Here is a 24,141-nt window from a genome sequence, read left to right on the forward strand (position 1 = left end):
TTGCTTGTGTGGAGTCGGTCGCTCAGTCGCGGTAGATCGGCTCCTCGGCATCGAGCTGCCGGCGGATCGAGGCCAGGTGCAGGCGCGCCGATTCCGGATCGCCCTCGCGCATCTGGCGATAGGCGGCCTCGGCGATCTCGGGCTTGACCGGCAGAACCTCGCGCCCCGTCGAGAGCGCCAGCGCCTGCACCTCGCAGGCGCGCTCCAGATAATAGAGATCGTCCCAGGCTTCGGCGATCGTCGGTCCGAGCACCATGACGCCGTGATGCTTCATGAAGACGATATCGGCGTCGCCAACTGCGGCGGCGATGCGATCGCCCTCGCTCTCGTCGAGGGCAAGGCCGTTATAATCCCGGTCGACCGCCGTGCGGCCGTAGAACTTGAGCGCCGTCTGACCGGCGAAGATCAGCGGCTCACCCTCCGTCATCGAGAGTGCCGTCGCATAGGGCATATGGGTGTGGAAGGCGACCTTGGCGCGCGGGAGGTTCTTATGGATCCGGGCATGGATGTAGAAGGCCGTCGCCTCCGGCTGGCCCTCGCCCGAGACGACGTTGCCGTGGAAGTCGCAGATCAGCAGCTTCGAGGCGGTCAGCTCCCGAAAGGCCCAGCCATAGGGGTTGACGATGAACAGGTCGTCATAGCCCGGCACCAGCGCCGAGAAATGGTTGCAGATGCCCTCCTCGAAGCCATAGCGCGCCGCCATCCGGAACGTCGCGGCGAGATCCCGGCGGGCCTCCCACACCACGTCCGAGTCGAGATCGGGTTGGTTGGGGCCCCGCGCAGGCGCCGTGCTCGAAACGCCGGGCTTGAGGGAATGGGCCATCGCAATCTCCAGTCAGGACAGGGCGCAAACCGAAGCAAGCCTCGGGCCGCGATCCCGTCAGGATAGAGCGGAGAGGGCGAAAGATGCGCTGCAATTACCCGCGCCGTTTGCGCATTTTTTTCATGCCGCCACGCAAAGCCGGTCCGGGCAGCTCCCGGAAAGGCTTCGGCCTACCCCTCGGCCCGCCCCCTGCCGCGCCATCTGACGGCATAGGGCAGGATGAACATGTAGAGCCCGCTGAACAGCAGCAGGAAAAGCGGGAGCAATGGCGAATAGACGATCCACGCCGGCGGCTCCCCGCGCGCCATGGCGACGAAGTTCGCAATGACCGTGACCGTGAAGATAATCGACAGCCAGCGATGGCCTTGCCGGATCGAAGTGCTCCAAGCCATGGAACCTCCTTTTCGAGCCATTGAAGTGAAGGCGGCGATTTTCAGCCCTCGCGCGCCATGACCTCTTCCAGCTTCGCGAAGAACTGCTGCCAGCCGGCCTTGGCGCCACCGAAGGCCTGCTTCTGCTCCGGCCGGAAGCCGACCTGCTCCATGCGCAGATGCGTGCCCTTCGGAGAAGGGGTGAGTGTGAAGGTCACGACGCTCTGCAGGGCATAGGCCGCGTCGTCATGCGCGAAGTTCCACGTATAGGATAATGACCGGTTCGGCTCGACCGCGAGCACCTCGCAATCCAGCACGCCGCCCCAGTCGCCGCTCAACTTGAAGCGGTGCCCGACGGCCGGCACGAAATCGTTCCTCATCAGCCATTCCCCGATCAGATGAGGCTGCGTCAGGGCACGCCAGAGCTTCTCCGGCGCATGGGGCATCTCTCGCTCGACGACGACGGAGCGGGTTTCGGTCATTGATCCATCCTCTTCAGCAAATCTTCGAGATCGTCGAACCGGCTTTCCCAATACCCGGCCATCCGGCTCGTCCAATCGACCAGGGGCGCAAGCGCGCCGAGCTGGGCGCTGTAATGCGTCTGGCGGCCTTCATGGCGGTCTCGCACCAACCCGACCTGCTTCAGCACCGCGAGATGTTTCGAGACAGCAGGCTGCGAGACACCGGCCTGGGCCGTCAGAGCCGCGACGGTCTGCTCCCCCTGGCGACAAAGGCGCTCGAAGATGCCCCGCCGGGTCGGGTCGGCAAGCGTTCTGAAGAGCGCATCAGGTGTGTCCGGCATCTGAAATCCATAACTGCCTGGCTATGAGTTATATCGATAACCACTGAGTTATGAATCTGTCAATCGAAAGCCGGATGCCCTCTTCTCGTTGCATTGCAGGTAGCCCGACCAGCGCGAGCGCGCCTCGCCTTCCTGTGTCCGCCACGCTACAGCCAAGCCCGCAAATGGCCCTTCGCCACATTTGGTTAACCATACGCCGCAATGCCGCCACTTCGCCTTGATCTGGCAAGGTCTCGTTTAGGTTGACGCTTCATTGATGGCAGCGAGGCAACGCTGTCCTGAAGCGCGCCGCCATATGATTTCGATCGCCCGGAGTTCAGCCATGTTGACCACCCTCCTCGCCGGCGGCCGCACCGTCCGCTTCGCCGCCGCCCTCGCAGCCACGCTCGCGCTCGGCGCCTGTGCCAACAACAACCAGAACGCGGATGCGTCGGGCTTCGGCGCCGGCGGCGCCGCGACGCCCGGCAGCGCGCAGGACTTCGTCGTCAATGTCGGCGACCGCGTCTTCTTCGAGACCGACTCCACCGACCTGACCTCGACTGCGACCGCAACCCTCGACAAGCAGGCTTCCTGGCTGCAGCGTTATCCGCGCTACAGCTTCGTCGTCGAGGGTCACGCCGACGAGCGCGGCACCCGCGAATACAACTACTCGCTCGGCGCCCGCCGCGCCCAGACCGTGCGCGACTACCTCGCCTCGCGCGGCATCCAGGCCAACCGCATCCGCACCATCTCCTACGGCAAGGAGCGCCCGGTCGCGGTCTGCAACGACATCTCCTGCTGGTCGCAGAACCGCCGCGCCGTGACGGTCCTGGACGGCGCCGGCGGCGCCCCCGGCGTCTGAGCGCCGCGACCCTCTGAAAACACGAAGCCCCGGACGGCAACGTCCGGGGCTTTTGCAAAGGATACGCTCTGGCCGTCATTCTCAGATCAAGCCCGAGCATGACGCTCTCGATCAGCGTCTCACCCCACCGGCGTCGGGATCAGGCTCCGTGCCACGCCCTCGATCCGTTCGGCCGCGCCGACAAGGGCTTCCGCGGCCCGGTCCTCGACCTCGCTGAGTCGCTGGTCTGCCGCGCCGGCATCGCCCTGCGTCGCCGCCAGATCGGATTCCAGCTTGGCGAGCCGCTGTCTCAGCTCGGACATCTCGTCGGCCACCATCAGCGCCGCCATGACATGCAGGCGCATGTCTCCGATCTCACCGAAGGCCTCCCGCATCTCGCCGATCTTGCCGTCATAGAAGCGCGCGAGCTCTTCCAGATGCGCTTCCTCGCCCTCCCCGCAGGCCATCCGATAGGCCTTGCCGGCGATCGTGACGTTGACTTGCGGCATCGCCTCTCCTTCCCGTGACCTCCCATGCGGGACAGATCACTCCGTCTCCTCGGCCTCGACCTCCGCCGGCTGCTGGGCCTGCACCCGCTCGATAACCGCGCCGATCACGTTCATCGCCCGCATCAGGCGCTGGTCGACGTCACCAGCCGCCGCCTCGACATGGCCGAGCCGGGCCATCGTCCCGTCGAGCTCGGCCGCCAGCCGCGCCCGGTCGTCCTGCATCAGCGCCAGCTCGGTCTCGAGATTGGCCCGGCCGCGCTCGGCCTCGACCCGTCGCCGTGCCGCCGCTTCCAACTGCCCCAGCGCCGCATCGAGGCGCGCCAGCGCATTGTCCAGCATCAGGCTCGCCACCATCGCTCTCCTTTCAGATCGAAGCCGGCTCACGCGATTCGTGCCTGAATTTACAGCAGAAGCGTGGGAAACGTGAATCCCGGCCGCAGGAAACCTGCAATTGCCAAGGGCTTGTCCACATGCGCTGAGGCAAAGCTTGCGGAAACGACCCTGCGCCGCGCCTTCCGAGGCACGAAACCGCCCGCCGCGAATTGACTCAAGGCGAGCGCCGGGCCTAATCCAGCCGTCCTTTCGAAGTCATCTGCGCTTGCCTTTGTCGGACCGTCCTGCCCGCCTCGCGCGGGGTCGGGCCGGACCGCCCCGCCCGCCAGACGGAGCCACGAGATCACCATGACCACCATCGACCGCGCCCAGCACGACAAGCTCGCCAATGCCATCCGCGGCTTGGCGATGGACGGCGTCGAGAAGGCCAAGTCCGGCCATCCCGGCCTGCCGATGGGCGCCGCCGACGTCGCGACCGTGTTGTTCACCCGCGTGATGAAATACGACGCCGCCGATCCGCGCTGGCCGGATCGTGACCGCTTCGTGCTCTCCGCCGGCCACGGCTCGATGCTGCTCTACGCCCTGCTCTATCTCACCGGCACGCCCGGCATGGAGCTCGCCGACCTCGAGAAGTTCCGCCAGCTCGGCTCCCGGACTCCCGGCCACCCCGAGAATTTCGAGACCGCCGGCGTCGAGACCACCACCGGCCCGCTCGGCCAGGGCCTCGCCACCGCCGTCGGCATGGCGATGGCCGAGCGCATGCTCGCCGCCGAGTTCGGCAAGAAGGTCGTCGACCACCACACCTATGTGCTGGCATCCGACGGCGACCTGATGGAAGGCATCAGCCAGGAGGCGATCGCGCTCGCTGGCCATCAGAAGCTCAACAAGCTGATCGTGTTCTGGGACGATAACGGCATCTCGATCGACGGCCCGCTGACCATCACCGACAATGTCGACCAGGTCGCGCGCTTCAAGGCCTGCGGCTGGCGCTCCGAGCGCGTCGACGGCCATGATCCCGACGCGATCGAGGCCGCGATCCGCCGCGCCCAGAAGTCGAACAAGCCGACCATGATCGCCTGCAAGACCGTGATCGGCTTCGGCGCGCCGAAGAAGGCGGGCACCTCCAAGGCCCATGGCGAGCCGCTCGGCGCCGAGGAGCTTGCCGCCGCCAAAAAGGCGCTCGGCATCACCGGCGGCCCCTTCGAGGTCCCGGCAGATGTGCTGAAGGCCTGGCGCGCCGCCGGCGCGGCCGGCGCGAATGCCCACGCCAGCTGGAGGAGCCGTTTCGGCCTGCTCTCCGAGCGCAAGCGCGCCGAGTTCGAGCGCCGTCTGGCGCATATCGTGCCGGCCAAGCTCGACAAGGCGATCCTCGCCCATAAGAAGGCGCTGATCGCCGCGCCGCAGGCTGTGGCCACCCGCAAGGCCTCGGAGCTGGCGCTCGAAGCCATCATCCCGGTGATGCCGGAGCTGGTGATGGGCTCGGCCGACCTGACGCCGTCGAACAACACCCGCACCAAGGCGGCGGAGGACTTCACCCCGAAGACCCCGAAGGGCCGCTACGTCCGCTACGGCATCCGCGAGCACGGCATGGCCGCCGCGATGAACGGCATCACCCTGCATGGCGGCTTCCGCACCGCTGGCGGCACCTTCCTGGTCTTTGCCGACTATGCCCGCCCCTCGATGCGGCTTGCCGCGCTGATGGGCGTTCCGGTGGTCTACGTCATGACGCATGACTCGATCGGGCTCGGCGAGGACGGCCCGACCCACCAGCCGGTCGAGCAGATCGCCTCGTTGCGCGCCATGCCGAACATGCGCGTCTTCCGCCCGGCCGATACGATCGAAACGGCGGAGGCCTGGCAGATCGCGCTGGAGCGCACGGATGGCCCGACGGTTCTGGCCCTCACGCGCCAGAACCTGCCGCAGCTGCGCACCGACGCCTCGGCGAAGAACCGCTCGGCGGCTGGCGCCTATGAATTGCTGGCGGCCGAGGGCGGCAAGGCCCAGGTCTCGCTCTTCGCCTCCGGCTCCGAGGTCGAGCTCGCGGTCGCCGCGCGCAAACTGCTGGCGGAAAAGGGCGTGCGCGCGCGCGTCGTCTCGGTGCCCTCGCTCGAACTGCTGCTGGCGCAGGACGAGGCGACCCAAGCCGCGATCATCGGCTCGGCGCCCGTCAAGGTCGCGGTCGAGGCCGGCGTCCGCTTCGGCTGGGATGCGGTGATCGGGCATGATGGCGGCTTCGTCGGCATGCACTCCTTCGGGGCGAGCGGCCCCTACAAGGACGTCTACAAGCATTTCGGCATCACGGCGGAAGCCGTCGCCGATGCCGCGATGAAGAAGCATAACGCCTGATTTTCAGGCCACCGGGCTGAGTTTCCCGAGACAAGTCTTGCATTCGGCCATGCTTTGGCCGAATTGCCCGCGTGGATAGCGACGGCTCACGCCGGACGCTCGGCGAAGGAGAGGAAGACATGACGGTGAAGGTAGCGATCAACGGCTTCGGCCGCATCGGGCGCAACGTTCTGCGCGCGATCATCGAGTCGAAGCGCAAGGACATCGAGGTCGTGGCGATCAACGATCTCGGCCCGGTCGAGACCAACGCCCATCTCTTCCGCTTCGACTCCGTCCATGGCCGCTTCCCCGGCACGGTGACCGTCTCCGGCGACACGATCGATGTCGGCCGCGGCCCGATCAAGGTCACCGCCATCCGCGACCCGAAGGAGCTGCCGCACAAGGCGCTCGGCGTCGACATCGCGCTGGAATGCACCGGCCTCTTCACCACCAAGGAGAAGGCCGCCGCCCATCTCGCCGCCGGCGCCAAGCGCGTCCTGGTCTCGGCTCCCTGCGACGGCGCCGACCTGACCGTCGTCTTCGGCGTCAACCAGCACGAGCTGACCAAGGACCACCTGATCGTCTCGAACGCCTCCTGCACGACGAACTGCCTCGCGCCGGTCGTGCGCGTGCTCCATGACGCCGTCGGCATCGACAAGGGCTTCATGACCACGATCCACGCCTATACCGGCGACCAGCCGACGCTGGACACGATGCACAAGGATCTCTACCGCGCCCGCGCCGCCGCCATGTCGATGATCCCGACCTCGACCGGTGCCGCCAAGGCGATCGGCCTCGTCATCCCCGAGCTCAAGGGTCGTCTCGACGGCACCTCGATCCGCGTTCCCACCCCGAACGTCTCGGTCGTCGACTTCAAGTTCATCTCGAAGCGCAAGACCACGGTCGAGAAGGTGAACGAGGCCATCATCAAGGCCTCGAAGCGCGGCCCGCTGAAGGGCATCCTCGGCGTCACCGACCAGCCGAACGTCTCGATCGACTTCAACCACGATCCGCATTCCTCGACCTTCGCCCTCGACCAGACCAAGGTCATGGACGACAAGTTCGTGCGCGTGCTGTCCTGGTACGACAACGAATGGGGCTTCTCGAACCGCATGAGCGACACCGCCGTCGCCATGGGCGCGCTGCTCTGATCGACCTCTGAAAGCGAGGCCGCGTTCCGGCGCGGCCTCGCCCGTTTCCTTCAAACTGCGGAGAGCCCATGGCCAAGATCGAGCCGACCGTCACGTCCCCGGCCCCTGTCGAGACGCCCGCCGTGACGCCGCCCCCCGCACCGAGCCCGGCCCCGGCCGCTCCTGCGCCGGCGACGCCTGCCCCGGCCGCGATCGTCGGCTCCGCGGTGCCGGCCTCCGCCGAACCCGCTTCCAGGCAGGAGCCGCGTGGCCTCGACCAGCTCTCCCGCATCGAGGAGAAGGCCGCCCGCATCGAGGAGAAGTTCGCCCGTTACGAGGCGGTGCTGACCCGCGCCGAGGCCTCGCTGGAGCGCAGTGCCCACAAGGTCGACGCTGCGGCCGGCACCATGGACTTCGCCGCGATCCGCGGCGAGATCTCCAATCTGCGCAGCCGCGTCGACGCGACGCCGCGCGCCGGCACCCTGTTCATGACCGCGATCGTCACCGCGGTGCTGACGGTCATCCTCACCATCCTCGTGCTGAAATTCGGCGTGCCCGGCCTGTTCGGGGGCCTGCTGTCGCGATGAGCGCCTTCCGCACCCTCGACGATGCCGATGTCGCCGGCAAGCGCGTCCTCGTCCGCGTCGATCTCAACGTCCCGATGGAGGACGGCGAGGTCAGCGACACCACCCGCATCGACCGCGTGCTGCCGACCATTCGCGAGATCGCCGACAAGGGCGGCAAGGTCATCCTCCTCGCCCATTTCGGCCGTCCCAAGGGCCGCGACGACAAGAACAGCCTGAAGCAGGTCGTGCCGGCGCTGGCGCATGCGCTCGGCCGGCCCGTCACCTTCGTCGAGGACTGCATCGGCGACGACGTCGCCAAGGCCGTGACGGCTGCAAAGAACGGCGACGTTCTGCTGCTGGAGAACACCCGCTTCCACGCAGGCGACGAGAAGAACGATCCGGACTTCGTGAGGGCGATCGCCGCCAATGGCGATCTCTATGTCAACGACGCCTTCTCGGCCGCACACCGGGCGCACGCCTCGACCGAGGGCCTCGCCCATGTCCTGCCGGCCTATGCCGGCCGCACCATGCAGGCCGAGCTGGAGGCGCTCTCCGCCGGTCTCGACAACCCCGCCCGCCCGGTGATGGCCATCGTCGGCGGCGCCAAGGTCTCGACCAAGCTCGACCTGCTCGGCAATCTCGTGAAGAAGGTCGACGTCCTCGTCATCGGCGGCGGCATGGCCAACACCTTCCTCGCCGCCCGCGGCGTCGATGTCGGCAAGTCGCTGTGCGAGCACGATCTCGCCGGCACCGCCCGCGAGATCGAGGAGAAGGCCAAGGCCGCCGGCTGCGAGATCCTGCTGCCGGTCGATGCGCTGGTGGCCCGCGAGTTCAAGGCCCATCCGGGCTATCGCGTCGTGCCGGTCGATGGGGTCGAGGCCGACGAGATGATCCTCGATGCCGGCCCGCTCTCGATCGCCGAGGTCGTGCTGCGGCTCGGCAAGGTGAAGACGCTGGTCTGGAACGGGCCCTTCGGCGCCTTCGAATTGCCGCCCTTCGATACCGCGACCGTCGCTGTCGCCAAGGCCGTCGCCAAGCGGGTCGCGGCCGGCGAGCTGGTTGCCGTTGCCGGCGGCGGCGACACCGTCTCGGCGATGAACCATGCCGGCGTCGCCGACGAGCTGACCTATGTCTCGACGGCGGGCGGCGCCTTCCTCGAATGGATGGAAGGCAAGCCCCTGCCGGGCGTCGAGGCGCTTCGGAAGGCCTGATTCCGGCTGTTTTTCAGGGGCCGCCCGGCAACGGGCGGCCCTTTGCATTTTCAGCACGTCGCCGCTTTGGCTTTGCGCGAGCGGCGCTTACGCACTAAATCCAACCATCATACCGATTTAGCTAAAGGGGAGTGCCATCGTGGCCCGTATCACGCTTCGCCAGTTGCTCGACCATGCCGCCGAGAACGACTACGGCGTGCCCGCCTTCAACATCAACAACATGGAGCAGGCGCTGGCGATCATGGCGGCAGCGGACGCCACCGACGCGCCGGTGATCATCCAGGCCTCACGCGGCGCCCGCAGCTACGCCAACGACATCATGCTCAAGCACATGATGGACGCCGTCACCGAGATCTATCCGCATATCCCGGTCTGCGTGCATCTCGACCACGGCAACGAGCCGGCGACCTGCATGACCGCGATCCAGGCCGGCTTCACCTCGGTGATGATGGACGGCTCGCTCAAGGCCGACGGCAAGACCCCGGGCGACTGGGACTACAATGTCGGCGTGACCAAGACCGTCACCGACATGGCCCATCTCGGCGGCATCTCCGTCGAGGGCGAGCTCGGCGTGCTCGGCTCGCTCGAATCCGGCGAAGGCGAGAAGGAGGACGGCCACGGCTTCGAGGGCAAGCTCAGCCACGACCAGCTCCTGACCAATCCCGACGAGGCGGTGAAGTTCGTCGCCGAGACCAAGGTCGATGCGCTCGCCATCGCCATGGGCACCTCGCACGGCGCCTACAAATTCACCCGCAAGCCCGACGGCGCGATCCTCGCGATGAACGTCATCGAGGAGATCCACAAGAAGCTGCCGAACATGCATCTCGTCATGCACGGCTCGTCCAGCGTTCCGCAGGACCTTCAGGACATCATCAACCAGTATGGCGGCAAGATGCCCCAGACCTGGGGCGTGCCGGTCGAGGAGATCCAGCGCGGCATCAAGCACGGCGTGCGCAAGATCAACATCGACACCGACAACCGCATGGCGATGACCGGCCAGATCCGCAAGATTCTGTCCGAGAACCCCGGCGAGTTCGATCCGCGCAAGTATCTGAAGCCCGCCATGGAGGCGATGACCGCGCTCTGCAAGAAGCGGCTCGAGGAGTTCAACACCGCCGGCCAGGCTTCCAAGATCAAGCGCGTGATCACGCTCGCCGAGATGGCCAAGCGCTACGCCAAGGGCGAGCTCGACCCGACCTTCGGCGCGAAGAAGGCGGCGTGAAAGACGATTTCGGGCGGGTGGAGCATCGCTTCACCCGCAAGGCCTCCATCCCATGAAGAAAGTTCTGTTCGTCTGCAGCCGGAATCGGTTGCGCAGCCCCACGGCCGAACAGATCTTCTCTGAGAGGCGTGACCTTGAGGTCGCGTCCGCCGGCACGAACCACGATGCGGACGTGCCGTTGACAAGCGATCTCGTTGCCTGGGCCGACCTGATCTTCGTGATGGAGCGCGAGCAGCGCGCCAAGCTGCAGCGGCGTTTCGGCAAATATCTGAAATCGGCGCGGGTGATCTGCCTCGACATTCCCGACAACTACGCGTTCATGGACCCAGCCCTCGTCCACCTGCTCGAAGCCAAGGTCGGGCGGTTTCTGCCCTGACGACCGCGCTCGTCGTACGTCGCGCTCGCTGCAGCCATGCCGGGAGCGCCCTTTCCGCGCGGTGCGATTTCTGATCCAAGGGCAGCGCTGTCCCTGCCCCGCTGGTCCCCGCAACCCCATGTCGATCGTCTTCTCCGCCCTCGTTGCGGTCTTCGTCGGCTTCGCCGCCTCGGTCGCGGTCATTCTTTCGGCCGCGCAGGCGCTCGGCGCCACGCCCGAGCAGACCGTTTCCATGGTCGCCGCCCTCGCCATCGGCACCGGCCTGCCCAGCATCTGGCTGTCCTGGCGCTACCGCATGCCGATGATCTGCGCCTGGTCGACGCCGGGTGCGGCGCTGATCGCCGCCGCCAGCGGCTTCGACATGGCCTCTGCCGTCGGCGCCTTCCTCGTCGCGGCCCTCCTGATGATGCTGACCGCCGCCTTCCGCCCGCTCGGCCGGCTGATCGAGCGCATCCCGATGCCAATCGCCTCGGCGATGCTGGCCGGCGTGATCTTCCGTTTCGTCGTCGCCGTCTTCGACGAAATGCGGATATCGCCGCTGCTCGTGCTGCCCCTGCTCGCGATCTTCTTCGTCGCGCGGCTTCTCAACCCGTTCCTGGGCGTCGTCGCGGCGCTGGTCGCCGGCGTCGTCATCAGCTTCCTGGGCGGGCTCGCCCACTGGCCGGCAGGCGGGATCGCGCTCACCAGCCTCGAATTCGTCACGCCACGCTTCGATATTGGCGCCATGCTCGGTATCGGCGTCCCGCTCTATCTCGTCACCATGGCAGCCCAGAACCTGCCGGGCTTCGCCGTGCTGCGCGCCGCCGGCTACAATCCTCCGACGGCGCCGGCCCTGTTCGCCACCGGGCTCGTCTCGCTGCTGACCGCGCCCTTCGGCGCGCATATGTCCAACATGGCGGCAATATCGGCCTCGATCTGCACCGGCAGCGACACCCATCCCGATCCGAAGCAGCGCTGGAAGGCGGGCGTGATCTACGGCTTTTCCTATCTCGTCATCGCCGGCTGCACCGGCCTGCTGATCGCGCTCCTGCTGGCGCTGCCGAAGGCGCTGATCGTCGCCGTGGCGGGCTTGGGCCTCGCCGGCTCCTTCACCGGCGCGCTTGCGCAATCGATGTCGTCGGACCGGGAGCGCTTCGCCGCGGCGATCGCATTCTGCGTCGCGGCGTCGAGTCTTTCGCTTTTCGGCATCGGCTCGGCCTTCTGGAGCCTCGTTGCCGGGCTTGCGGTCTTGACATTGGACTTCGCTGCGGGCCGTTTGCGCAGCCGATCATGACAACACATCCTTCCCCCACTCGCCTGATGCTCGTCACCCCGCCGGTCGAGGACGCCGACGCCATGGCCTTCCGCCTGATGCAGGCGATGGCCGGCGGCGATGTCGCGGCCATCCTGCTCCGGCTGACGCCCGGCGACGACCGCAGCCGCATCGAGCGCGTCAAGCGCCTCGCCGGCCCGGTACAAGGCAACAGCGTCGCCCTCATCGTCGAGGACAATGCGCTGGTCGCCGCGCGCGGCGGCGCTGACGGCGTGCATATCACCGGCGGCCCGCAGGCGATCGCGGAGGCGCGCGCCAGCCTCAAGACCGAGCGCATCATCGGCGTCGGCGGCCTCAGGGCGCGCCATGACGCCATGGATGCCGGCGAGGCCGGCGTCGACTACGTCATGTTCGGCGAGCCGCGGCCGGACGGCAGCATGCCGCCCCTGCCGGCGGTGATCGAGCGCGCCGGCTGGTGGGCCGAGATCTTCGAGACGCCCTGCGTCGCCTATGCGCCGGATGCCGACTCGATCGAGCCGCTGATCGAAACCGGGGCCGAATTCGTGGCCCTCGGCGCCTGGGCCTTTGCCGAGGGGCAGGACATCCGCGCCCTGGTCGAGGCCGCCAATGCCGCCATGTCCGCCTGCGCGGCGCGGAAGGCCGCCCGATGAAGCGAGCGGGCTGCGCGATCCTGCTGGCAGCCTCGCTCGGCGCCGCGGGCACGACGAGCGCCGCCGGCGCGCCGTTCGAGGACCTCGCCTATGGCGCCTATCAAGCCGGCCACTACCGGCGCGCCCAGACCGAGGCGCTGAAGCGCGTCGAGGCCGATCACAACGACGCCGCCGCGATGACGCTGCTGGGCGAGATCTACCGCCAGGGCCTCGGCGTGGCGCCCGACCAGAAGGCGGCCACCGAATGGTACCAGCAGGCGGATGCGCGCGGCGACATCAACGCCACCTTCGCGCTGGCGACCGAGTTGCTCGACCCGAACAGCGGCAAGCCCGATCCCGTCCGCGCCGGGCAATTGCTGGAGAAGGCCGCCGCCGCCGGCCACCCGCTGGCCAACTACAACCTCGCCCTCGCGCTGCTGGCGACGGGCCGGGAGGCTGACGACAAGCGCGCCATCGCCTGCCTTCAGGTCGCCGCGAAGGCCCAGATCGGCGATGCGATGCATGCGCTCGGCGTCCTTGCCAGGCAGGGTCGCGGCCTGCCGCAATCCGGGGAGGTCGCGGCCGGCTGGCTGAAGAAGGCCGCCGCCGCCGGCAATGTGCCGGGCGAGGTCGAATACGCCATCATGCTGTTCAACGGCACCGGCGTGCCGAAGGACGAAGCCGCCGCGGCGAAACTTTTCCTGCACGCCGCCTATCAGGGCAACGCCATCGCCCAGAACCGCCTCGCCAAACTCTATCAGTTCGGCCTCGGCATCGCGCCCGACACGATCGAGGCCGCCGCCTGGCATCTCGCCGCCCGCTCACAAGGGCTCGACGATGCGGCCCTGGACGAGCTGTTCGACCGTCTCAATCCCGAGCAGAAGGGCCGCGCCGCCGGCATGGCCGCCTCCCGCATCAGCAGCTTCGTCTTGACGGCGCCCTAAGAGCCGCGCAAGTGACGGCACGCTATTTTCGCCGCGCGCTACGCTGCCGCAGGCTCACCGTGCCGTGACGGCGCGCAAGAGGTTCAGATGATTCGTTCTCCGTTGATGACCGTGATGACCGACGCCGTGATGAAGGCGTCCCGTTCGCTGAAGCGCGATTTCGGCGAGGTCGAGAATCTGCAGGTGCTCGCCAAGGGACCGGGCGACTTCGTCTCCAAGGCGGATCACAAGGCCGAACAGATCCTGCGCGAGTCGCTGGAGAAGGCCCGTCCCGGCTACGGCTTCGTCATGGAGGAGAGCGGCGTCGTCCACGGCACGGACGAGAGCAACCGCTGGCATATCGACCCGCTCGACGGCACCCACAACTTCCTGCGCGGCATCCCGCACTGGAACATCTCGGTCGCGCTGGAGCGCGATAACCAGTTCATCGCCGGCATCGTCTATGACGCGGCCAAGGACGAGCTGTTCATGGCCGAGAAGGGCAAGGGCGCCTATGTCAACAACCGCCGCCTGCGCGTCTCCGGCCTCCGCGAGCCGACGGAGATGCTGGTCGGCACGGGCATTCCGCATATCGGCAAGGGCGGGCACGGCCAGTTCCTGCGTGAACTTGCGGCCGTGATGCCACGCTTCGCCAATGTCCGCCGCCTGGGCTCGGCCGCGCTCGACATTGCCTATGTCGCCGCAGGCCGCCTCGACGGCTACTGGGAGCGCGGGCTCAACACCTGGGATTTCGCGGCCGGCAGCGTGCTGATCCGCGAAGCCGGCGGCACCTTCGGCACGCTCGACGGCAAGCAGGTGACCAGCGCGAAGGACGTCATCTGCGGCAACGAAGCCTGTGAACAGGCGCTGCGCGCGGCCCTCAAGACGGCCGGCTGACATAGAACCTTGATCTTTCAGGCTTGATCCTGTCCGTAGGGGAGGCGACAGTTCCCTGCGAGCAGGATCCGACCGGGTTGAACCAGCCTGGTCGGGGAATCGCGCGCTCTGCGATCCGAGGCGAACGGAAGACGAAGCATGGCGAACGAGGATCTGGCGGCCGAAGAGATCACGGTCGCACCCCCGCGAGACGACACCCGCTTCTCCCGGCCTCTCCGCTATGTCGTCCGCGCGCTGGTCTTCCTCGCGCTGATCGGCTTCCTCGGCTACATCCTCCAAGCCGGGCTGGCCAAGGCCTTCATGACCAATCCGGGGCTGAACGGCCTCATCCTCGGCGCGCTGCTCGTCGGCGTGCTGGTCGCGCTGCGCGAGCTCTGGCGGCTGCACAGCGAGGCGCGCGCCGCCACCCGCCTCGCCGCCGCGCCGCGCCATGCCGAAATCCGCCGCGGCGAGGTCATCGCGCCGCTCGGCTCCGTGCTGCCGGCGCTGGACGAGGCCAGCCTCGCGCCGGCCCAGGCCGTCTCCATCGTCGAATCGGTCTCCGTCCGACTCGATGACGGGCGCGAGGTGCTGCGCTATCTCGCCGGCCTGCTCGTCTTCCTCGGCCTGCTCGGCACCTTCTGGGGCCTGCTCGAGACGGTCGGCTCGGTCGGCTCGGTCATCAACTCGCTGCGCACCGGGGCGGAAGCCGGCGTGCTCTTCGACGATCTCAAGGCCGGGCTCTCGGCGCCGCTGGCCGGCATGGGCCTGTCCTTCTCGTCCTCGCTCTTCGGCATCGCCGGCTCGCTGATTCTCGGCTTTCTCGACCTGCAGGTCGCGCAGGCGCAGCGCCGCTTCCGCAACGAGATCGAAAGCTGGCTCGGCACGCGCACCGCCTTGCCGGGCGTGACCCCGCTCCTGCCGACCGGCAACCCGCTGGCCGACCGCTTCGACAAGCTGAGCGCGGCGATGGCCGACGGCGCCGCCAACAACCGGGCGGCGACGCAGGCGCTCGCCAATCTCGCCGAAGGCATCCAGGGGCTCGTCCAGCACATGCGTTCCGAGCAGCAGATGATCCGCGACTGGGTCGAGGCGCAGGCCACCCGCGAGAAGGATATGAAGCGGCTCATCGAGCGCCTCACCGCGGACCACATCACGGAGCCATGATCCGCCCCGCAACCGCAGCAGGAAACTGACGATGGCCCTTTCCCGCGCCCACCGCCGCGAGGACGTGAATTTCTGGCCCGGCTTCGTCGACGCGCTCTCGACGATGCTGATCGGCATCGTCTTCCTGCTCACCGTCTTCGTGCTCGGCCAGTTCTTCCTCTCGCAGGAGCTGACCGGCAAGGACACGGCGCTGGAGCGGCTCAACAAGCAGATCTCGGAGCTCACCGACCTGCTCGCCCTGGAGCGTTCCTCCAACCGGCAGGCGCAGGAGAGCCTCCAGCTCATGCAGTCGACGCTCGCCCAGACGCAGGGCGAGCGCAGCCGCCTGCAGGGCCTGCTCGACACGCAGCAGAACGGCAATGCCGGCGCCCAGCTCGCCGAGACGCAGAAGGCGCTGGAGAGCGAGAAGCAGCTCTCAGCCCGTGCCCAGGCATCGGTCGACCTCGTCAACCAGCAGATCATCGCCATGCGCCGCCAGCTCGCGGCGCTGGAGGAGGCGCTCGCCGCCTCCGAGGCCAAGGACAGGGATTCGCAGACCCGCATCGCCGATCTCGGCTCGCGCCTCAACGTGGCGCTGGCCCAGCGCGTGCAGGAGCTGGCGCGCTACCGCTCCGATTTCTTCGGGCGGCTGCGGCAAGTGCTCGGCACGCGGCCGGACATCCGCACCGTCGGCGACCGCTTCGTCTTCCAGTCCGAGATCTTCTTCGATGCCGGCCAGGCGGTGCTGAAGCCGGAGGGCCAGGCCGAGCTCGACAAATTCGCCACGGTCCTGCTCGACCTCGCCCGCGAGATGCCACCGGACCTGCCCTGGATCCTGCGCGTAGACGGCCACACCGATAACCGCCCGATCAAGACGGCGCAGTTCCCGTCGAACTGGTATCTCTCCGCGGCCCGCGCCATCGCGGTGGTGGAGTATCTGATGTCGCGCGGCCTGCCCAATGACCGCGTCGCGGCGACCGGCTTCGGCGAATACCAGCCGCTCGACCTCGCCAACACCGACGAGGCCCATCGCCGCAACCGGCGCATCGAGTTCAAGATCACGGAGCGCTGAGGCCATGTCCCGCAGGCTTGCGGCCGCGCGGCCGCTGCTCGCCATCCTTGCGCTGCTGGGGGCCTATCCTGCATCGGCCGAGCCACGGACCTCGCCGGCCGAGGAATGCGCGCTCTGTCACGGTCTCGACGGCATCGCCCGCAGCGCCGACGTACCGCATCTCGCCGCCCAGAACGAACTCTACATGTACAACCAGATGCTGGCCTTCCGCTCCGGCAAGCGCCCGCACAAGGAGATGCGCTACATGGCCCGCTCGATCTCCCTGGCCGAGGCTCAGGCGCTTTCGGCCTATTACGCCTCGCTGCCGCGCTGAGGGCTGGCCTCAGGCCGCCTCCAGCCCGAACTGCAACGCTGCCAGCCTCGCATAGAGCCCGCCGCGCGCCTTGAGCTCGGCGTGGGTGCCTTGCTCGACGATGCGCCCTTCCTCCATCACCAGGATGCGGTCGGCCGAGAGGATGGTCGCGAGGCGATGCGCGACGACCAGCGTCGTGCGCCCCAGCATCAACCGGTCGAGCGCATCCTGCACAGCCCGCTCGCTTTCGGAATCGAGCGCGCTCGTCGCCTCGTCGAGCAGCAGGATCGGCGCGTCCTTCAGCACCGCCCGCGCAATCGCGAGCCGCTGGCGCTGCCCGCCCGAGAGCGTCACCCCGCGCTCGCCGACGATGGTGTCGTAGCCCTGCGGCAGGGCCCGGATGAAGCCGTCCGCCGCCGCGAGCCGCGCCGCCTCCTCGACCTCGGCCTGCGTGGCATCGGGGCGGCCATAGGCGATATTGTCCCGAACCGAGACACCGAAGACGGTCGGCTCCTGCGGCACCAGCGCGAAACGCTGCCGCCAGACCTCCGGATCGGCTTCGGGCCCGGCCACGCCATCGACGACGACGCGCCCGCCCTGCGGATCGTAGAAGCGCAGTGCCAGCTGCAGCACCGTGCTCTTGCCCGCGCCGGACGGGCCGACCAGCGCGATGCGCTCGCCCGGCCGGATCGAGAAGCTGAGATGATGGAGCGCCGAGGCGTCCCGCCCGGGATAGCTGAACGAAACATCCTCGAAGGCGAGCTCGCCGAGCGAGGCCTCGGGCATCGGCTTAGGCATCGGCGGCGCGGCGATGGCAGGCTTCATCGCCAGGATTTCGCCAAGCCGGCCGGAGGCGCCCGCCGCGGCGCTGATATCGCCATAGACCTCCGAGAGCTGGCCGAGCGAGCTCGCCGCCAGCACCGCATAGAGGATGAACTGCGACAGCCGTCCGCCGGTCATGCGCCCGTCGAACACCTCGGTCGCGCCGACCCACAGCACGCAGACGACGCTGGCCGAGACCAGGAAGATCGCCACGCCCGACAGCAGCGCCCGCGAGGCCGTCGCCTCCCGCGAGGCACCATAGGCCCCGTCCGAGGCCGCCTCGAAGCGGGCCGATGTCTGCGCCGCCGCGCCGAAGGATTGCATGGTGCGGATGGCGCCGACCGCCTCCGCCGCGAAGGCGGAAGCCTCGGCCAGCCGGTCCTGCGCCATCCGGGCGCGGCGCCTGACCGAGCGGCCCGACATCACCAGCGGAATCACGATCAGCGGGATCACGCCGATGACGATGGCCGAGAGCCGCGGGCTCGTCGCCACCATCAGCCCGAGCGCGCCCAGCGCCATGATGGCGTTGCGCAGAGCGATCGAGGCGGTCGAGGCAAAGGTGGACTTGATCTGCGTCGTGTCGGCGGTGAGCCGCGAGACGAGGTCGCCCGCCTTGCTCGAATCGAAGAAGGCGGGCTCCAGCCGTGTCAGATGCCGGAAGACGTCGGCGCGCAGCGAGGCGACGATGCGCTCGCCGACCGTCATCACCAGATAGAATCGCGCCGAGCTCGCCAGCGCCAGCACGGCGACGACGCCGATCAGCAGGATGAAATAGCTGTTGGCGAGCTGCTGCTCCCCGCCGGCAAAGCCGACATCGATGACGCGCCGGACCGCGACGGGCAGGATCAGCGTCGCCAGCGAGGCCACGATGAGCGCGACCAGAGCCGCGGCGATGCGCCGCTTCTGCGCCCGCGCATAGGGCCAGAAGGTCGCCAGCGAACGGAAATCCGGCCGCGCCTTGTCGTCTTTCCCGTCAGCTTCGGCCACGCGCCGGAACTCCTGCTGCAATCGCGCGCTTCGCGCGCCCTGGAACGATAGCAATCTTCAACACCGGACAAAGCCGATCGGGCAAGCCTTGGCAAATGTCGCAACGCCGCAGGCGTGGTTCGGCACCGTCAAACTTGCGCTGCGCCTGCGTCTGCGATATGTGCTCGCGACTTCACGACAGGCTCATCCGAATTCTTTCGACGGGCCGGGCAGGTCCGCCTGCTTGTCGACACGCCCGTTTTTGTAAGCTTCGAGGATTTCGTCATGGCCAAGGCCGGCATCCACCCCGACTACCACACCATCAAGGTCGTCATGACCGATGGCAGCGAGTATGCGACGCGCTCGACCTACGGCAAGGAAGGCGACACGCTGAACCTCGACATCGACCCGAAGACCCACCCGGCCTGGACAGGCGGCACGCAGCATATGCTGGACCGCGGCGGCCGTGTCTCGCGCTTCAACTCGCGCTTCGCTGGCCTCGGCACGATCGGCAAGAAGTAAGTCGAGGCGGTCGCAAGGCTGCTTCCTCCGAAAATGCAAAAACCCGGCCTCGCGGCCGGGTTTTTTGTTTCGGAAGCCTCGCCGTCATACTCGGACGCAGCGAAGCGAAGATCCGAGAATCTCGGGACGGAACGGACTGTTTTCCGTCATGCTCGGGTCAAGCCCGAGCATGACGGGGCAGGCCTCTAGCTCTCAGCTCCGCAGCTCAAGCCGCGCCTGCAGGCTGGCGAGCTGGTCCTGCACCGGGTTCGCGGTCTCCGGCAGCGGGGCATGGCCCGACATCTGCTCCTCGAGATGGCGGATGCGCGCCTGAAGGCGGACCGAATGGTCCATCAATTGGCGCAGCCGCTCGGGCAGCCGGGCGACGATATGCTCGGCCGGCGGGATCATCGGATCGCCGATCTTGACCTTGCTGTGCTCGGCCCGCGCCTGCTCGGCCGTCATCTCGCCCTCCGCGACGGCTCGCTGCACCAGCAGCCAGGAAGCGATCTGCATCAGCCGCGTGGTCAGGCGCATGCTCTCGGTGGCATAGGTCAGCGCGACCTCGCGCGGCAGCGCCGCCGATTCCTTGCGGCCCTCGCCATCGAGATAGGCCGCGGTCTGCTCGACCAGCCCCATGCCCTCGCGGAACAGGATCATGAAGGCGTCGGATCGAACGAAGCCGCGCGCGAAGGAGATCGTTCCTTCCCGGGGCAGTTCGAGCAACTGGGCGTCGTTCATACGGTGTCTCCCATCGGCACAATCGCGTGCGCCTCTGGAACGCAACGCGGATCATGCCCACGACACCGCAAGGATAGCGCCGTTAACGATGACCGGCCCCGGTAAGATGTCGTTAACCTTAATGGAGGTAGACATCCATGGCGGCAACAAGGCGGCCCGCCCCGGTACCCCGGATGCCCCCCGGATAAAAAAAGAGCCGCCAAAGGCGGCTCGTGAAGGTCAACAGGGAGGCGTCAAACAGAGTAGGCAGGAGCCACTCACATCCAGACAAACTGGATGATGCGATTCATACTTTGGAATCATTAATGATCCCTTAATGGCACCCTGCCCGCCCGATTTTCAGGCCGGCCGGCGGAAGAAGGCGTCCGCCGCCGCGCGCGACGCGCTCTTGCTCGCCCGCGCCTCGGTCAGCCGCTCGATTTCGGCCTTCAGCGCGGCAATCCGCTCCTCCAGCTCGCCCAGCGACAGGGTCGACAGATCCTGCCCGATCTCATGGACGCGCTTCGGCTTCGGGCGATCATCCTCCGGGAATAACGACATGGCGGCCTCGCATCTCACCAAACTCGAACGGGTAGGCTAAACAACTCTGACCCATGCCGCCAAGCTGCGCCGCAACATGCCGGGGGCAGCGGCCCGAAAACCAAATGCGGTTTTCGGGCAAAGCCGACGTAAAAACAAAGACCTATCGTCTCGGATCGAATACGCCGTTCAACCCGATGCCATAGCAGGAGAGCCTCATGAACACCGCTTCGAGCATCGTTCCCCGGACCATGATCGCGATCGGCATGGAGGCCCCCGGCGGCCCCGACGTGCTGAAACCGCAGACGCGCCCCGTCCCGCAGCCGGCTGCCGGCGAGATCCTCGTCGCGGTCGCGGCAGCCGGGGTCAACCGGCCCGACGTGCTACAGAGGCAGGGCGGCTACAACCCGCCGCCGGGCGCTTCCGACATCCCGGGCCTCGAGATCGCCGGCACGGTCGTCGCGCTCGGCGAGGGCGCGACGCGCTTCGCGCTCGGCGACCAGGTTTGCGGCCTCGTCGCCGGCGGCGGCTATGCGCAATACGCCGTCGCCCATGAGAGCAACGCCCTGCCCGTGCCGAAAGGGCTTTCGCTGATCGAGGCGGGCGCCGTTCCCGAGACCTATTTCACCGTCTGGACCAATGTCTTCCAGCGCGGGCGCCTGCAGGCGGGCGAGAGCTTCCTCGTCCATGGCGGCTCGTCGGGCATCGGCACCACGGCGATCCAGCTCGCCAAGGCCTTCGGCGCGACCGTGCTGGCGACCGCGGGTTCGGACGAGAAGTGCCAGGCCTGCCGCGAGCTCGGCGCCGACCACGCCATCAACTACCGCACGGAGGATTTCGTCGCGGCGACGAAGGCCGCGACCGCCGGGCGCGGCGTGAACCTGACCCTCGACATGGTCGGCGGGGACTATATCGACCGCAATTACGAGGCCGCCGCCGATCAGGGCCGCATCGTCCAGATCGCCTTCCTCAACGGGCCGAAAGCGACGGTCAATTTCAGCCGGCTGATGCTGAAGCGTCTGACCCACACCGGCTCGACGCTACGGCCCCGCACCGTCGCCGAGAAGGCCGCCATCGCAGCGGAATTGCAGGAGAAGGTCTGGCCGCTGCTGGACGCCGGACGCTGCAAGCCGCTGATCAGCGCGACCTTCCCGCTGGCGGAAGCGGCGCAGGCGCACCGTCTGATGGAATCGAGCGCCCATATCGGCAAGATCGTGCTGACGATATGAACGTCACTTTCCATGGACACCTGCCACGCGCTCGCCTATAAGGCGCGCCATCCTGCTCATCGTCGATGATTTGGATGGCCGGCCGAGGAGGCCGGTCGGCGCATGAGAGCTATTGTCCGCGACCCTGCCCTGCCGAGCCTGAGACGGCGCCAGGGCAATTCAGGAGACGCCCCCCGTGTCACAACCCCCGCTGATGCCCAAGGCCACTGCGGTCTGGCTGGTCGAGAACACCTCGCTGACCTTCGAGCAGATCGCCGAGTTCTGCAAGCTGCACCCGCTCGAAGTGCGCGGCATTGCCGATGGCGAAGTGGCGGCCGGCATCAAGGGTCTCGACCCGATCACCTCCGGCCAGCTCACCCGCGAGGAGCTCGAGCGCGCCGCCGCGAACCCGAACCACCATCTGCGCCTCGCCGAGCGCAAGGTGAAGGTGCCGGAGATCAAGCGCACCAAGGGCCCGCGCTACACCCCGGTCTCGAAGCGCCAGGACCGTCCGAACGCCATCCTCTGGCTGCTGCGCAACCACCCCGAGCTCAAGGACGCGCAGATCATCCGCCTGATCGGCACCACCAAGTCGACCATCGCGCAGATCCGCGACCGGACGCATTGGAACGCCCAGCAGCTCAATCCGATCGACCCGGTCAGCCTCGGCCTATGCTCGCAGATCGACCTGGACTTCGAGGTCGCCCGCGCCGCCAAGGACCGCCCGGCCGCGCTGGCCGAAGCCGGCTCGACCCTGCTCTCGGTCGAGGAAGCGACCGCTCCGGAGCCCGTGCGGACGGAGACCCAGCCCTTCGCCGACATGAGCCGGCCGAAGCGCGAGGAGGAAGCCGCGATCGACGTCGATTCCGTCTTCGCCAAGCTGAAGCAGATCAAGCGCCCGGCCGACGAGGACGACGAGGACTGAGGCTCGACCGATGCGTGACCGAGCCGCTCCCCCGGGACGGCTCGGTGACTATGCCACGCGCCGCTGGCGTTCACGCTCGAGAGTGGAGATCGCGGCACTCCGGAAGCGCTCCGTCTGCCGCGTCAACGTTTCCGCGGTCGCCACCATGCCATGCCCGGCAGCGCTGGTACGGGCAGCCGCGAGCGCGCCGTCCTGAGTCAGAGCGCCCATCTGCGCCAGCGTCTGCTCGATCGCGCCCACCGCCCGGGTCTGCTCCCGTGTGGAGTCGCTGATTTCCTCGAAGACCCGCGCCACCGTGGCCGCGTCGCCCGAGACGAGGTTCAGGCTTTGCCCAACCTCGCGCACCAATCTGACGCCTTCATCGACCTGCGTCTTGGTCTCGTCGATCAGCAGCCGGACATCCCGCGCCGCATCGGCCGATTGCTGAGCCAGCCGCCGGACCTCGGTGGCGACCACGGCGAAACCGCGCCCGCCCTCGCCGGCGCGTGCCGCCTCGACCGAGGCGTTGAGCGCAAGCAGATTGGTCTGGAAGGCAAGCCCGTCCATCACCTCGACGATATCGACGATCCGCCTTGCCTGATCGTCGATCCTGTCGATCGCCGCCACGGCGCTGCCGGCAACGGCCGCGCCTGCATCGGCGCTGTCGGCCGTGCTGCGGGCCTTGCTGGCGGCTGAGGAAACCTTCTCCGCCGTCGCCCGGATCGTCGCGGCAATCCCCTCGATCGCGGTGGACGTGTCTTCCAGAGCCGCGGCCTGACTTTCGCCGCGTTGCGACAGGTCGTCCGTCGCCGACAGGATCGCATCGGCGGCCTGACGCGTATCGGAAGCGCTCTGCGTGACATCAGCCAGCAGGCTGCCCAGCGCCTCGGCCGAGCGGTTGAAATTCACCGCCACCCCGGCCAGCCGCCCCTCGAACCCGGTCGCCATCCGCGCCGTCAGATCGCCCGCCGCCAGCGCCGCCAGCGCCCGGTCCGTCTCGTCGAGAAAGCCTTCGCAGACGCCGGCGAGTTCGTCGACGCCCTGCACGAGCGAGCTCAGCCGGCCGAGATCGGAGGCTTGCGTCGTCCGGACCGAGAAGTCGCCGCGCCGCGCCGCCTCGACCGTCGTTCCGACGGCGGCAAGCAGCCGCGCTTCCACGATGCCGCGCCGGTCGTCGGCAAGCCCGGCCTCGCGCCGCAGGTCATCTTCGCGCTGCTGGTTCGCAATGGCTGTATCCGTCGCCACATCGGCCGTAAACAATGCCTTTTCGAGCCGCAGCGCCAGCCAGACGAGCGCGCCGGCCTCGGCCAGCAGGATCACGGCATGGGTGACGACGCGCAGGAATTCCGCCCCGTCCGGAAACACCGCCAGCGGATAGATCAGGTTGAGGACGAGATGGTGGACTGCGACCACCGCCGTCGCAGCCAGGATCGCCCGCCAGCAGCACCACGCCGTCGTGACCGCGAGCGCAGCGAAAAAGGCCATGTGCATGTCGATCTGGTAGCGCGTGCCTTCGCAGGCCAGCACCAGCAGGGCGACCTGCCCGCACAGCGCGACCGTCGAGGTGATCCGCGTCGAGAGGCCGGTCCTGTCCTGCGCCCAGGCCAGCGCTCCGCCACCCGCGAGAAGCGCGGAGACCAGAGCGACCGCAACCATGGAATGCCCGTTGAACCAGGCGACGAGGGCGACGATCGGAACGAACCCCCATTGCCCGTACATCAGCGGCGTCGTGAAGGCCTGACGAATGTCATTGAGGCTGCGGCTCACCGGATCCACCCTTC

Annotated in this window: 27 protein-coding genes; 17 read left to right on the plus strand and 10 right to left on the minus strand. The window is 67.8% G+C overall.

The annotated features are described in order from the left end of the window. Nucleotides 1-22: 22 nt before the first annotated feature. The 4 genes from GGC47_RS09490 to GGC47_RS09505 form a co-directional block, all read right to left on the minus strand. On the minus strand, nucleotides 23-823 hold the full coding sequence (locus GGC47_RS09490; protein WP_142021950.1) for an aldolase: 801 nt from the start codon (nucleotides 821-823) through the stop codon (nucleotides 23-25). Between the two features lie 170 nt (nucleotides 824-993). Then, a complete protein-coding gene (locus GGC47_RS09495) occupies nucleotides 994-1,215 on the minus strand; it encodes a hypothetical protein (protein ID WP_370954514.1) in 222 nt (73 codons plus the stop codon). Between the two features lie 41 nt (nucleotides 1,216-1,256). After that, nucleotides 1,257-1,676 (minus strand): SRPBCC family protein, encoded by a 420-nt coding sequence (locus GGC47_RS09500; protein ID WP_370954515.1) that lies wholly within the window; start codon nucleotides 1,674-1,676, stop codon nucleotides 1,257-1,259. After that, nucleotides 1,673-1,996, minus strand: a complete 324-nt coding sequence (locus GGC47_RS09505; RefSeq protein ID WP_113253735.1) for an ArsR/SmtB family transcription factor — start codon at nucleotides 1,994-1,996, stop codon at nucleotides 1,673-1,675. The genes GGC47_RS09500 and GGC47_RS09505 overlap by 4 nt, the downstream gene beginning before the upstream one ends. A 322-nt stretch (nucleotides 1,997-2,318) precedes the next feature. On the opposite strand from GGC47_RS09505, the gene pal reads away from it, so the two are divergent. After that, complete coding sequence (gene pal, locus GGC47_RS09510; RefSeq protein WP_112764491.1) at nucleotides 2,319-2,837, plus strand: peptidoglycan-associated lipoprotein Pal; 519 nt, start codon at nucleotides 2,319-2,321, stop codon at nucleotides 2,835-2,837. 119 nt (nucleotides 2,838-2,956) lie between these two features. Here the strand turns inward: pal and GGC47_RS09515 are convergent, their stop codons facing one another. Together GGC47_RS09515 and GGC47_RS09520 are read right to left on the minus strand one after the other, a co-directional pair. Continuing rightward, nucleotides 2,957-3,325, minus strand: a complete 369-nt coding sequence (locus tag GGC47_RS09515; RefSeq protein ID WP_038359650.1) for a cell division protein ZapA — start codon at nucleotides 3,323-3,325, stop codon at nucleotides 2,957-2,959. A 36-nt stretch (nucleotides 3,326-3,361) separates the two neighbouring features. Beyond that, nucleotides 3,362-3,679 (minus strand): DUF4164 domain-containing protein, encoded by a 318-nt coding sequence (locus GGC47_RS09520; protein ID WP_260368427.1) that lies wholly within the window; start codon nucleotides 3,677-3,679, stop codon nucleotides 3,362-3,364. A gap of 327 nt (nucleotides 3,680-4,006) precedes the next feature. Here GGC47_RS09520 and tkt point away from each other — a divergent pair, with 327 nt between their 5' ends. From tkt to GGC47_RS09585, 13 genes are all read left to right on the plus strand, one after another. Then, the gene (tkt, locus tag GGC47_RS09525; RefSeq protein ID WP_370954516.1) at nucleotides 4,007-6,004 is read left to right on the plus strand and encodes a transketolase; all 1,998 of its coding nucleotides are present in this window, start codon (nucleotides 4,007-4,009) and stop codon (nucleotides 6,002-6,004) included. 119 nt (nucleotides 6,005-6,123) lie between these two features. Next, nucleotides 6,124-7,134 carry a type I glyceraldehyde-3-phosphate dehydrogenase gene (gene gap / locus GGC47_RS09530; protein WP_038359654.1) on the plus strand — a complete coding sequence of 337 codons (1,011 nt, stop codon included), beginning with the start codon at nucleotides 6,124-6,126 and terminating at the stop codon, nucleotides 7,132-7,134. 68 nt (nucleotides 7,135-7,202) lie between these two features. Then, a complete protein-coding gene (locus GGC47_RS09535; protein WP_185747949.1) occupies nucleotides 7,203-7,700 on the plus strand; it encodes a hypothetical protein in 498 nt (165 codons plus the stop codon). Next, nucleotides 7,697-8,890: a phosphoglycerate kinase gene (locus GGC47_RS09540; protein WP_142021953.1), complete on the plus strand. Its 1,194-nt coding sequence runs from the start codon at nucleotides 7,697-7,699 to the stop codon at nucleotides 8,888-8,890. The genes GGC47_RS09535 and GGC47_RS09540 overlap by 4 nt, the downstream gene beginning before the upstream one ends. A gap of 139 nt (nucleotides 8,891-9,029) precedes the next feature. After that, nucleotides 9,030-10,112, plus strand: a complete 1,083-nt coding sequence (fba, locus tag GGC47_RS09545; RefSeq protein WP_038359656.1) for a class II fructose-bisphosphate aldolase — start codon at nucleotides 9,030-9,032, stop codon at nucleotides 10,110-10,112. Between the two features lie 52 nt (nucleotides 10,113-10,164). Then, on the plus strand, nucleotides 10,165-10,488 hold the full coding sequence (locus tag GGC47_RS09550) for a low molecular weight protein tyrosine phosphatase family protein (protein WP_113254485.1): 324 nt from the start codon (nucleotides 10,165-10,167) through the stop codon (nucleotides 10,486-10,488). A gap of 118 nt (nucleotides 10,489-10,606) precedes the next feature. Then, nucleotides 10,607-11,761, plus strand: a complete 1,155-nt coding sequence (locus GGC47_RS09555; RefSeq protein WP_113254486.1) for a benzoate/H(+) symporter BenE family transporter — start codon at nucleotides 10,607-10,609, stop codon at nucleotides 11,759-11,761. Further along, nucleotides 11,758-12,411, plus strand: coding sequence for a thiamine phosphate synthase (locus GGC47_RS09560; RefSeq protein WP_038359659.1), 654 nt, complete (start codon nucleotides 11,758-11,760; stop codon nucleotides 12,409-12,411). The genes GGC47_RS09555 and GGC47_RS09560 overlap by 4 nt, the downstream gene beginning before the upstream one ends. Then, on the plus strand, nucleotides 12,408-13,334 hold the full coding sequence (locus GGC47_RS09565; RefSeq protein ID WP_429067824.1) for a tetratricopeptide repeat protein: 927 nt from the start codon (nucleotides 12,408-12,410) through the stop codon (nucleotides 13,332-13,334). The genes GGC47_RS09560 and GGC47_RS09565 overlap by 4 nt, the downstream gene beginning before the upstream one ends. 87 nt (nucleotides 13,335-13,421) lie before the next feature. Next, nucleotides 13,422-14,210 carry an inositol monophosphatase family protein gene (locus tag GGC47_RS09570; RefSeq protein WP_038359662.1) on the plus strand — a complete coding sequence of 263 codons (789 nt, stop codon included), beginning with the start codon at nucleotides 13,422-13,424 and terminating at the stop codon, nucleotides 14,208-14,210. A gap of 138 nt (nucleotides 14,211-14,348) precedes the next feature. Further along, nucleotides 14,349-15,356 carry a flagellar motor protein MotA gene (locus GGC47_RS09575; protein ID WP_133564547.1) on the plus strand — a complete coding sequence of 336 codons (1,008 nt, stop codon included), beginning with the start codon at nucleotides 14,349-14,351 and terminating at the stop codon, nucleotides 15,354-15,356. Between the two features lie 31 nt (nucleotides 15,357-15,387). Then, the gene (locus GGC47_RS09580; RefSeq protein WP_133564549.1) at nucleotides 15,388-16,407 is read left to right on the plus strand and encodes a peptidoglycan -binding protein; all 1,020 of its coding nucleotides are present in this window, start codon (nucleotides 15,388-15,390) and stop codon (nucleotides 16,405-16,407) included. Nucleotides 16,408-16,411: 4 nt separating this feature from the next. Next, nucleotides 16,412-16,720 (plus strand): c-type cytochrome, encoded by a 309-nt coding sequence (locus GGC47_RS09585; RefSeq protein ID WP_112764738.1) that lies wholly within the window; start codon nucleotides 16,412-16,414, stop codon nucleotides 16,718-16,720. A 9-nt stretch (nucleotides 16,721-16,729) separates the two neighbouring features. Here the strand turns inward: GGC47_RS09585 and GGC47_RS09590 are convergent, their stop codons facing one another. Next, nucleotides 16,730-18,508, minus strand: a complete 1,779-nt coding sequence (locus GGC47_RS09590) for an ABC transporter transmembrane domain-containing protein (protein WP_370954518.1) — start codon at nucleotides 18,506-18,508, stop codon at nucleotides 16,730-16,732. A 264-nt stretch (nucleotides 18,509-18,772) separates the two neighbouring features. On the opposite strand from GGC47_RS09590, the gene rpmE reads away from it, so the two are divergent. Beyond that, nucleotides 18,773-19,009, plus strand: a complete 237-nt coding sequence (gene rpmE / locus GGC47_RS09595) for a 50S ribosomal protein L31 (protein ID WP_038359667.1) — start codon at nucleotides 18,773-18,775, stop codon at nucleotides 19,007-19,009. A gap of 192 nt (nucleotides 19,010-19,201) precedes the next feature. On the opposite strand, the gene rcdA is transcribed toward rpmE, so the two are convergent. Together rcdA and GGC47_RS09605 are read right to left on the minus strand one after the other, a co-directional pair. Beyond that, a complete protein-coding gene (gene rcdA, locus GGC47_RS09600) occupies nucleotides 19,202-19,729 on the minus strand; it encodes a protease adaptor protein RcdA (RefSeq protein WP_113254489.1) in 528 nt (175 codons plus the stop codon). Nucleotides 19,730-20,068: 339 nt separating this feature from the next. Further along, the gene (locus GGC47_RS09605) at nucleotides 20,069-20,269 is read right to left on the minus strand and encodes a DUF1192 domain-containing protein (RefSeq protein WP_038359669.1); all 201 of its coding nucleotides are present in this window, start codon (nucleotides 20,267-20,269) and stop codon (nucleotides 20,069-20,071) included. A gap of 197 nt (nucleotides 20,270-20,466) precedes the next feature. Here GGC47_RS09605 and GGC47_RS09610 point away from each other — a divergent pair, with 197 nt between their 5' ends. Together GGC47_RS09610 and GGC47_RS09615 are read left to right on the plus strand one after the other, a co-directional pair. Further along, nucleotides 20,467-21,477 carry an NAD(P)H-quinone oxidoreductase gene (locus GGC47_RS09610; RefSeq protein ID WP_370954519.1) on the plus strand — a complete coding sequence of 337 codons (1,011 nt, stop codon included), beginning with the start codon at nucleotides 20,467-20,469 and terminating at the stop codon, nucleotides 21,475-21,477. Nucleotides 21,478-21,652: 175 nt separating this feature from the next. Then, nucleotides 21,653-22,381, plus strand: coding sequence for a DUF1013 domain-containing protein (locus GGC47_RS09615; protein WP_038359672.1), 729 nt, complete (start codon nucleotides 21,653-21,655; stop codon nucleotides 22,379-22,381). Between the two features lie 48 nt (nucleotides 22,382-22,429). Here GGC47_RS09615 and GGC47_RS09620 read toward each other — a convergent pair whose 3' ends face one another. Next, nucleotides 22,430-24,127: a methyl-accepting chemotaxis protein gene (locus GGC47_RS09620; protein WP_185747950.1), complete on the minus strand. Its 1,698-nt coding sequence runs from the start codon at nucleotides 24,125-24,127 to the stop codon at nucleotides 22,430-22,432. Nucleotides 24,128-24,141 lie beyond the last annotated feature (14 nt).

It is taken from the genome of Allobosea sp. OAE752, assembly GCF_050433265.1.
GTDB classification, from domain to species: Bacteria; Pseudomonadota; Alphaproteobacteria; order Rhizobiales; family Beijerinckiaceae; genus Allobosea; species Allobosea spartocytisi.